We start from the raw sequence: 8,281 nt of genomic DNA, 5'->3' as shown, positions 1-8,281 counted from the left end.
TCAGAAGAGGCCGCCTTTTTGAAAAAAGGCGGCACCCAGAAACTCTTCTTATTTTTTATCAATGATTTGTTTTCAAACAATCTCTTTAAAAAATCATCATCAGAAACTTCTTTATTATTACCCGGGCTTTTCCAGATCGGAAAAACTCAGTCCCCTCCCACAATTCCCAACAATTTATGGATCAGGTCCAGATTTGCAGGGAGCAATGTCCCTTGCCCGTTTCAGGCAGCCCCCGGAAGCCATGATGCCAACGCAGCATCTTTTCCCCACGAAAACATAAAAGCCGCACCTGCCCAGCAGGTGCGGCTTTCAATGCTGCCTCATTGAATGTGACAGATACGGCTTCAGCCCTGCTGGAGCTTGTCGAGTTCGCGGACCACGGCCTCGCCCATGACCTCGGTGCCAACAACGGCCATGCCGGGGCTCATGATATCAGGCGTACGCAGGCCACTGGCCAGCACATTGGCCACCGCCGTCTCGATCATCTCTGCATCTTCCAGCATGTTGAACGAATAACGCAGCAACATCGCAAACGACAGGATCTGCGCCAGCGGGTTGGCCTGACCCTTGCCCGCAATGTCGGGCGCGCTGCCATGGATCGGCTCATACAGGGCAGGACGCCTGCCATCGGCATCCACCGCACCCAGCGTGGCCGAAGGCAGCATGCCCAGACTGCCGGTCAGCATGGAGGCAAGGTCGGACAGAAGGTCGCCAAACAGGTTGCCCGTCACGATCACATCGAACTGCCGCGGATTGCGCACAAGCTGCATCGCACAGTTATCAGCCAGCATATGCGTCAATTGCACATCCGCGTATTCCCGCGCATGCAGGTCCGTCACGACCTCTTTCCACAACAGGCCGCTTTCCATCACGTTGCATTTTTCAACCGAACAGACACGGTTGTCCCGCTTGCGCGCAAGGTCGAAGGCCACACGGGCGACACGTTCGATTTCCGACGTGCTATAGACCTCGGTATTGATGCCACGCCGTGACCCGTCGGGCAGGGTCTCGATCCCGCGCGGATTACCGAAATAGATGCCCCCCACCGTTTCGCGCACAATCATGATGTCCAGCCCACGTACCACCTCGGGCTTGAGCGTGCTGGCATCAGCCAGCGCGTCGAACACCTTGGCCGGACGCAGGTTGGCAAACAGCCCAAGTTCCTGACGCAGTTTCAGGATTGCGATTTCAGGACGGAGGTCAAACCCGGCGGAAGCCCATTTCGGGTCCCCAACCGAACCGAACAGGACGGCATCGGCGGCGCGGGCCTCGTCAATCACTTCCTGACGGATCGGCACGCCATGAACCGCCAGCGATGCACCACCGACCAGATCCTCGGTAATATCGAAATTGATCCCGCGCACGCGGCTCATCCACGCCATGATGCGCGCGACTTCGCGCATGATTTCCGGGCCTATGCCATCGCCAGGGAGGATCAGAAGTTTCTTGGTTTCGGACATGACAGCTCCCTGCTGAAAAAGCGACCGGTGATGGTCAGTCAATGGTAATGGAGGGCATCCACGGCGCATCGTGCCTGCGCCGGGCCTCGAACGTTTCGATCGCGGACTCGTGCTGCAGGGTCTGGCCAATATCATCAAGCCCCTCCAGCAGCAGATGCTTGCGCAGGGGATCAACCTCGAACGGGATTTCGCGCCCATCGGGACGGACCACCACCTGACGGGGCAGGTCGATGGTGATGCGCGAATTCTCGCCCATACGCGCATCGGCCATCAATTCGTCGCACACTTCGCGCGGGAGCGTGATGGGCAGGATGCCGTTCTTGAAACAGTTATTGAAAAAAATATCCGCAAACGATGGCGCGATGACACAGCGGATTCCAAAATCCAGCAAAGCCCACGGCGCATGTTCACGCGATGAACCACATCCCAGATTATCGTGGGTAATCAGGATCTGCGATTTGCGATAGGGCGTCTGGTTCAGGACGAAATCGGGATTTTCCGAACCATCGGCGTTATAGCGCATGCTGTCGAACGCATGCACCCCAAGGCCCGAACGCTTGGTTGTCTTGAGGAACCGCGCCGGGATGATCTTGTCCGTATCAATGTTTTCCTGCGGCATCGGGGCGGCAATGGCCGTCAGGACCGTGAACTTATCCATTGTCAGATCAACTCCCGCACATCGGTCAGGTACCCTGTCACGGCGGCGGCGGCGGCCATGGCGGGCGACAGCAGGTGGGTGCGCCCACCCGGCCCCTGACGTCCTTCAAAATTACGGTTGGAAGTAGAGGCACAGCGCTGTCCCGGCGTCAGCTTGTCCGGGTTCATGCCCAGGCACATCGAACACCCGGCCTCGCGCCATTCAAACCCGGCGTCGAGGAAGATCCGGTCCAGCCCTTCTTCCTCCGCCTGCGCCTTGACGATGCCCGACCCCGGCACGATCATCGCCCGCACGCCCTGTGCCACGTGACGTCCCGAAACAATAGAGGCCGCGGCGCGCAGGTCCTCGATCCGGCTGTTGGTGCATGACCCGATAAACACGACATCGACCGGTGTGCCCGCGATCTTCTGCCCGGCCTGCAGGCCCATATATTCCAACATACGCTGCATCTGCGCGCGTCGTGATGCATCGGCTTCGGTGGCAGGGTCGGGTACGGTGCCGGTAATGGGGATGACGGTTTCAGGGCTGGTGCCCCATGTCAGCACCGGGGAGATCTCCTCCGCACGGAGTTCGACCACCTTGTCATAATGCGCACCTTCGTCCGAGGCGAGCGTCTTCCAGTAGGCAACAGCCTGCGTGAATGCCTCGCCCTGCGGTGCGAAGGGACGGCCGCGCACATACTCGAACGTGACCTCGTCCGGGGCAACCAGACCGGCGCGCGCACCCGCCTCGATCGACATGTTGCAGATCGTCATGCGCCCCGCCATGTCCAGCGCGCGGATGGCCGACCCCGTAAATTCGATGATGTAGCCCGTCCCGCCAGCCGTGCCGAGCTTACCGATGATCGCCAGCATGATGTCCTTGGCGCTGACACCGGGGCCGACCTGTCCCTCTACCGCGACTTTCATGTTTTTCGCGGGTTTCTGCAACAGTGTCTGCGTCGCCATCACATGCTCGACCTCGGACGTGCCGATCCCGAATGCCAGCGCGCCAAGCGCACCGTGCGTGGAGGTATGGCTGTCACCGCACACAATGGTCATGCCCGGCAGGGAAATCCCCTGTTCCGGCCCGACGACATGTACGATGCCCTGGCGTTCCGACAGCAGCGGAAAATACGGCACGCCGAATTCCGCCACATTGCGCTCCAGCGTTTCGATCTGGTTGCGGCTTTCGGGTTCCTCGATCGGCTGGGTGCGATCCGATGTGGGAACATTATGATCGACAACCGCGATCATTGCCTCCGGATGGCGCAGACGCCGCCCCGTCATGCGCAGGCCTTCGAACGCCTGCGGGCTTGTCACCTCATGGATAAGGTGACGGTCGATATAAAGAATGGCCGTACCATCCGGGAGACGTTCCACGACATGACTGTCCCAGATCTTGTCGAACAGCGTACGTGCAGCCATCAGTTCATACCCCCAGCATACGGCAATACCGGATCGATCTTTCGCGGCCTTTGTCGTGACGGCAGGGGCGCGTGATCCCGGTCGGCAATCAGAAGAAAATACCGCCGCCCCCATCGCACCATCCCTGTGGAATGGCGGCGCGGGCGACGGCGGTCACAGGCTCAGTTCGCCTTGGCTTCCGTGGCGGCAGGCGCTTCGGCCTTGGCCGCGGACGCCGTATCGCGGGGACGCTCGGCAATGCGGGCGGACTTGCCACGACGGCCACGCAGGTAATACAGCTTCGCACGGCGGACAACACCGCGACGCACCACCGTGATTTCGGCAATGGTGGGCGAATACAGCGGGAACACACGCTCCACGCCTTCACCATTGGAAATCTTGCGCACGGTGAAGTTGCTGTTCAGGCCCTTGTTCGAACGGGCGATCACCACCCCTTCATAAGCCTGGACGCGCTTGCGCGTGCCTTCGACCACATGCACGCCAACGCGCACCGTATCGCCCGGCGCGAAATCAGGCACGGCGCGGGTCGCGGTCAGGCGGGCAATTTCTTCCGCCTCATATTTCTGGATGATGTTCATGATCGGGTCCTCAGTTGATTGGTTTATGTTCAGTTCAGCCGATCCGCATCGGCATGCAGGCCAGCGGATCGGGACGTTTCTTCACCAGCACGCGCCACATGGGCGGCCCACAGGTCGGGTCGCCGCTGTCGCGTTGCCATCTCGGCCATGTCGCGACGCCACCGGGCAATGGCGCCATGATGACCGGACAGCAGGACATCGGGCACGTCACGTCCCTCCCACTGCGCCGGCTTGGTATAAAGCGGGTATTCAAGCAGGCCGTCGGCGAAGCTCTCCTCCGTGGCGCTTGTGTCCGACCCCATGACGCCCGGCAGCAGCCGCACGCAGGCATCGAGCAGCACCAGTGCCGCGACTTCGCCCCCCGACAGGATATAATCACCGATGGAGACCTGTTCGATGTCGCACGCCTCCAGCACGCGTTCGTCCACGCCTTCATACCGGCCACACAGCACGACAACCCCCGGCCCCGCCGCATAACGCCGGACATCCGCCTGCGTCAGCGTACGCCCGCGTGGCGTGGGATAGATAACCGGACGCCCGGCTGCCTCCACCTCGCCCAGCGCGGCGGATACGACATCGGGTCGCATAACCATTCCCGCCCCGCCACCAAACGGCGTGTCGTCAATGGTGCGATGACGGCCAAGCCCATGGGCACGCAGGTCCTGCGCCTCCATTGACCATATCCCGTCACGCAGCGCCCGCCCCGCAAGGGAGCATCCCAGCGAACCGGGAAACATCTCGGGGAACAGAGTCAGCGCGGTGGCCTGCCACGTCGTCATGCCACGGGTTCCGCCGCGCCATCACCGGGGAAGAACTCCGCCGGGACCTCGACCTCATCAGGCAGGACAACCTCGATCCGGCGTGCGCCCATGTCCACCACCGGCACACAGGCCCGCGTGAACGGCAGCAGGATCGTGCCACCCTGTCCTGTGATCTCCAGGCTGACGCCCGCGCCATAATCATGGACCAGCCGGACATGGCCAAGTTCATGCAATGGCGTGCCTGCCTGTTCAATCACCTGCATCCCCACGAGGTCGGCGACATAAAATTCGTCCTCCTCTGGTTCCGGCAGGTCGACACGCCCGACATAGAGCTTGCGATTGACCAGTTTCTGCGCGTCCTCGCGGCTGGAAAGTGCCTGCCCCGCGTCATTGCGCAGTTCGGCAATCCCCTGCCCACGCCATGACAGATGCCAGGCATTCCCGTGTTCATCACGAAGCGCCCCATAACGGGCAAGGTCTTCGGGCACGGCGGCATAGCTGTGCACGCGCACAAGCCCACGCACACCATGCGGCCGCCCCACCACGCCCATCAGGATACGATCGCGATCCATCACCTGCCTTCTATCGTGCCCGCCCGTCTACCGTCGTGCCTCAGGCCGCCGCGGTTGCGGCAGCAGCAGCGGCGGCACGTTCCTGCGCACGCTTCTTCGGCGCGGACTGCTTCGGCTGCTCATTCCAGGTCGGCTTCGGCGCCAGACCGGCATTACCCAGGAAGCGGGCCACGCGATCGGTCGGCAGTGCGCCGTTGGACAGCCAGTGCGTGATGCGCTCGTTCACCAGACGCACGCGGTCGGCATGGTCGGACGGCAGCATCGGGTTGTAGGAACCGACCTTCTCGATGAAACGGCCATCGCGGGGCGAACGGCTGTCGGCAACCACGATGTGATAATAGGGACGCTTCTTCGCACCAGCGCGTGCAAGGCGGATCTTGAGGCTCATTCAGACTTCTCCACAAAACAACTTGTAAAACACATCAAAGGGAAACATGACGCGGCGTCAGCCGAATGGCGGACGGCCACCCCCGCCGGGGGGACGTCCCCCGCCGGGCATCAGCGCGGAAAGGCCCTGACGCATCAGTCCCTTCACTCCCAACTTGTTCAACCGCTTCATCATCGAGGACATGGTGTCGTACTGCTTGAGCAGCCGGTTCACCTCCTGCACGGTTGTTCCCGACCCGGCGGCGATGCGCTTCTTGCGCGACGCCTTGATGATGGCGGGCGTCTTTCGCTCCGCCTTGGTCATGGATGAAATGATGGCCTGATGGCGGCCAAGGACAGAGGTGTCAATGTCCTTGTCGCCCATGGCCTCCTTCAGCTTACCCATGCCCGGCAGCATGTTCAGGATGCCCGAGATGGACCCCATTTTGTTGATCTGCCGGATCTGGGCCGCGTAATCGTCAAGGTCGAACTTGCCCTGCAGCATCTTGGCTGCAATCTTCTCGCTCTCCTCATGGTCGAGCGTGTCGGCGGCCTTTTCGACCAGTCCCGCGATATCGCCAAGGCCAAGGATACGGCCCGCGACACGTTCGGGATGGAACTCCTCCAGCGCGTCAAGCTTCTCGCCCGAACCGGTCAGCTTGATCGGCGCCCCGGTGATCGCACGCATCGACAGCGCGGCGCCACCACGGGCATCGCCGTCCATGCGGGTCATGACCACACCGGTAACACCCACGGCCTCGTTAAACGCCTTGGCGGTGTTGACGGCGTCCTGCCCGGTCATCGCATCGACAACCAGCAGCGTTTCAGCGGGCTGGGTCTCGGCACGGATGGCCCGCACCTCATCCATCAGCGCTTCGTCAATCGACAGACGGCCGGCGGTATCAAGGATGACGATGTCATAACCTTCGCGACGCCCGACTTCCATCGCACGACGCGCGATCTCGACCGGGGACTGTCCCGCGATGATCGGCAGCGAGGCGACACCCGCGCGCTCGGCCAGCTGCTGCAACTGCAACTGCGCGGCCGGGCGCTGCGTATCAAGGCTGGCGAGCAGCACCTTGCGACGTTCGCGCGTAGCAAGCCGCAGCGCGATCTTGCCCGACGTCGTCGTCTTGCCCGACCCCTGCAGCCCGACCATCAGGATGGGCACAGGCGCCGCGGCATTCAGGTTCAGAGGAACCGCACCCGCCCCGCCAAGCGCATCAATCAGCGCGTCATTGACGACCTTGGCAACGGCCTGACCGGGGGAAATGCTGTCGAGCACCTCGTGCCCCACGGCACGTTCGCGCACCTTGTTGACGAAATCCTTGACAACCGGCAGCGCGACGTCGGCATCGAGCATCGCCAGACGCACCTCGCGCATGGCTTCGGTGACGTCGGCCTCCGACAGGGTCCCGCGCTTGGCGAGGCCATCGAACACACCGGAGAGCTTGCCTGACAGCGTCTCGAACAAAGGTTTTTCCCCAAAAGAATACGCGCCACTGCGCGAACCTTCGCGAAGTGACGTGCCTGATGTTGCGACGGGTGTATCTTTCCCACGCGTCCCGTGTCAAGGGCTACCTGACCCGGGACGCCGGGCCGTGCGCATCACCCCCTTATGGAGCGAAGGCACCGGCCATGCGGGACAGGATCAGTGTGCGTCGGGCGCGGGAGGCGCGGGGGGCGCCATAAGGGCGCGCAACTGGGCATGCAAGCTGTCGGCCTTGTCCTGTGTCGCCTTGATCTGCGCCAACTGATCGGCGGTCAGGACATCATGGATGCGGATGGCGGTCTGCACGCGCGCGGCTTCATGTGCCTGATGGATGCTGGCGATCTGCTGCTGCAGCGATGCGATCTGCGCCTCATCAACCTTGCCGGGGGTCGCCAGCAGGTCCTGGATCTGGTGATGCAGGCCGGATTCCTTGTCCATGTCAGCATGGAAATCGGGATGATCGGCCTTCAGGATGGCGTCGATCTTCTTGCGCTGCGCCTTCGACAGGTTGACCTGCGCAAGGAAGGGCATGCCACCGGGCGCACCATGGCAGGACGGCGGCGGCGGCGGAGGGGCCGCGACGGCTGCTTCGGCGCTGATACCCGCAAATCCACCCACAAGCGTCGCCGCCAGAATCATCTTCTTAAACATGGTGTCTTTCCAATCTGTAATAACACACACTCCCTACCCTGCACCGACTCCCGGCACACGACAAGGGTCATCCCGACAGGGTAAGCCATCACATGGGCGGTGAAGCCCATGTTCTTGATACAAAATGTAAGGAAGCAACGCCAGAATGCAACGTAACCACAGGAACATCACACAAACAGGGCATCGTGACTTCACATAAGCCCCCCTGCCATCCACCCTTGGATTCAAAGGGAACCGCACAGTTGCAGGGCGGTGGGACCATCAATAACAGGCCACCTGAAAAGTCAGGATCAATAACATACTGAAATTATAAAGGTTTTTTGGTGAAGCTTTTTCC

At 61.7% G+C, this 8,281-nt stretch carries 10 protein-coding genes; 1 reads left to right on the top strand and 9 read right to left on the bottom strand.

Going from position 1 to position 8,281, the window contains the following annotated elements; all coding sequences use genetic code 11:
* Positions 1 to 327 (top strand): hypothetical protein (locus tag B7G66_RS17935; protein ID WP_159107967.1); only part of this gene is annotated, 327 nt, incomplete at its 5' end.
* Between the two features lie 17 nt (positions 328 to 344).
* Here the strand turns inward: B7G66_RS17935 and leuB are convergent.
* From leuB to B7G66_RS13835, 9 genes are all read right to left on the bottom strand, one after another.
* Complete coding sequence (leuB, locus tag B7G66_RS13875) at positions 345 to 1,460, bottom strand: 3-isopropylmalate dehydrogenase (RefSeq protein ID WP_003620827.1); 1,116 nt, start codon at positions 1,458 to 1,460, stop codon at positions 345 to 347.
* A 34-nt stretch (positions 1,461 to 1,494) separates the two neighbouring features.
* Entirely contained in the window at positions 1,495 to 2,118 is a 624-nt protein-coding gene (gene leuD / locus B7G66_RS13870) for a 3-isopropylmalate dehydratase small subunit (RefSeq protein ID WP_003620830.1), read from the bottom strand.
* A 2-nt stretch (positions 2,119 to 2,120) separates the two neighbouring features.
* A complete protein-coding gene (gene leuC, locus B7G66_RS13865) occupies positions 2,121 to 3,524 on the bottom strand; it encodes a 3-isopropylmalate dehydratase large subunit (RefSeq protein WP_003620833.1) in 1,404 nt (467 codons plus the stop codon).
* 161 nt (positions 3,525 to 3,685) lie between these two features.
* Complete coding sequence (gene rplS, locus B7G66_RS13860) at positions 3,686 to 4,102, bottom strand: 50S ribosomal protein L19 (protein ID WP_003620835.1); 417 nt, start codon at positions 4,100 to 4,102, stop codon at positions 3,686 to 3,688.
* A gap of 29 nt (positions 4,103 to 4,131) precedes the next feature.
* On the bottom strand, positions 4,132 to 4,881 hold the full coding sequence (gene trmD, locus B7G66_RS13855; RefSeq protein WP_003620837.1) for a tRNA (guanosine(37)-N1)-methyltransferase TrmD: 750 nt from the start codon (positions 4,879 to 4,881) through the stop codon (positions 4,132 to 4,134).
* Positions 4,878 to 5,435: a ribosome maturation factor RimM gene (rimM, locus tag B7G66_RS13850; RefSeq protein ID WP_003620838.1), complete on the bottom strand. Its 558-nt coding sequence runs from the start codon at positions 5,433 to 5,435 to the stop codon at positions 4,878 to 4,880. The genes trmD and rimM overlap by 4 nt, the downstream gene beginning before the upstream one ends.
* 40 nt (positions 5,436 to 5,475) lie before the next feature.
* Entirely contained in the window at positions 5,476 to 5,823 is a 348-nt protein-coding gene (gene rpsP, locus B7G66_RS13845; protein ID WP_003620841.1) for a 30S ribosomal protein S16, read from the bottom strand.
* A 57-nt stretch (positions 5,824 to 5,880) separates the two neighbouring features.
* The gene (ffh, locus tag B7G66_RS13840; protein ID WP_040510923.1) at positions 5,881 to 7,275 is read right to left on the bottom strand and encodes a signal recognition particle protein; all 1,395 of its coding nucleotides are present in this window, start codon (positions 7,273 to 7,275) and stop codon (positions 5,881 to 5,883) included.
* 177 nt (positions 7,276 to 7,452) lie between these two features.
* Positions 7,453 to 7,944, bottom strand: a complete 492-nt coding sequence (locus B7G66_RS13835) for a Spy/CpxP family protein refolding chaperone (protein ID WP_040510925.1) — start codon at positions 7,942 to 7,944, stop codon at positions 7,453 to 7,455.
* Positions 7,945 to 8,281 lie beyond the last annotated feature (337 nt).

Origin of the sequence: Novacetimonas hansenii JCM 7643 (assembly GCF_000964405.1) — a bacterium.
GTDB lineage: Bacteria > Pseudomonadota > Alphaproteobacteria > Acetobacterales > Acetobacteraceae > Novacetimonas > Novacetimonas hansenii.
Note: the sequence above shows the minus strand (reverse complement) of the source record. Positions and strands in the feature narration are given on the sequence as shown.

Coding starts and splice junctions, on each gene's coding strand:
- rimM (WP_003620838.1), bottom strand. CDS start 5,435: ATGGATCGCGATCGTATCCTGATGGGCGTGGTGGGGCGGCCGCATGGT.
- leuD (WP_003620830.1), bottom strand. CDS start 2,118: ATGGATAAGTTCACGGTCCTGACGGCCATTGCCGCCCCGATGCCGCAG.
- leuC (WP_003620833.1), bottom strand. CDS start 3,524: ATGGCTGCACGTACGCTGTTCGACAAGATCTGGGACAGTCATGTCGTG.
- rplS (WP_003620835.1), bottom strand. CDS start 4,102: ATGAACATCATCCAGAAATATGAGGCGGAAGAAATTGCCCGCCTGACC.
- leuB (WP_003620827.1), bottom strand. CDS start 1,460: ATGTCCGAAACCAAGAAACTTCTGATCCTCCCTGGCGATGGCATAGGC.
- B7G66_RS13835 (WP_040510925.1), bottom strand. CDS start 7,944: ATGTTTAAGAAGATGATTCTGGCGGCGACGCTTGTGGGTGGATTTGCG.
- rpsP (WP_003620841.1), bottom strand. CDS start 5,823: ATGAGCCTCAAGATCCGCCTTGCACGCGCTGGTGCGAAGAAGCGTCCC.
- trmD (WP_003620837.1), bottom strand. CDS start 4,881: ATGACGACGTGGCAGGCCACCGCGCTGACTCTGTTCCCCGAGATGTTT.